Source organism: Methylobacterium crusticola, from assembly GCF_003574465.1.
Lineage (GTDB): Bacteria > Pseudomonadota > Alphaproteobacteria > Rhizobiales > Beijerinckiaceae > Methylobacterium > Methylobacterium crusticola.
The window spans coordinates 1-383 of sequence record NZ_QOWC01000541.1 but is presented as its reverse complement, the minus strand read 5'-3'; the positions used below and the strand labels follow the sequence as shown (position 1 = coordinate 383).

The following is a 383-nucleotide window of genomic DNA, read 5'->3' as shown; positions in this document are numbered from 1 at the left end:
GAGTGTCGAGACACGTTGATAGGTTGATCATAGGCGCAGCTCTCCTCCAGAGCGTGCCCGAGTAGGGGGCAATCGATGTCGACGGATGACGCCTCTGCACGCCTCGATGCCCTTGAGCTGGCGTTCATCAGCCTGATCTCGCAACTGAAGGCGGACGGCTTCGATCCGGCCGCGTTCAGGACACGCCTTCGCGCGCTGGCAGTCTCGACGACGGAGACGAGCGGGGACGCTCAGGTGGCCAAGGCCCTGGCGCACCTGGAACGGCGTATCACGTGAGAATTTTGCGTGAGCGTCGACGTCGCGTTCCTACTGGTCACTGAGGCTTGAGCCCGCTTCGACAACGCAGGCGAACGATCCTGGAGACGTTCTCGCAAGCTGCCGTG

General features: G+C 62.7%; 1 protein-coding gene. It reads left to right on the top strand.

Annotated elements, in window-relative coordinates; all coding sequences use genetic code 11:
* Positions 1 to 75 precede the first annotated feature (75 nt).
* Positions 76 to 276: a hypothetical protein gene (locus DT057_RS35265; protein WP_128566591.1), complete on the top strand. Its 201-nt coding sequence runs from the start codon at positions 76 to 78 to the stop codon at positions 274 to 276.
* The last annotated feature ends 107 nt before the right edge of the window (positions 277 to 383 follow it).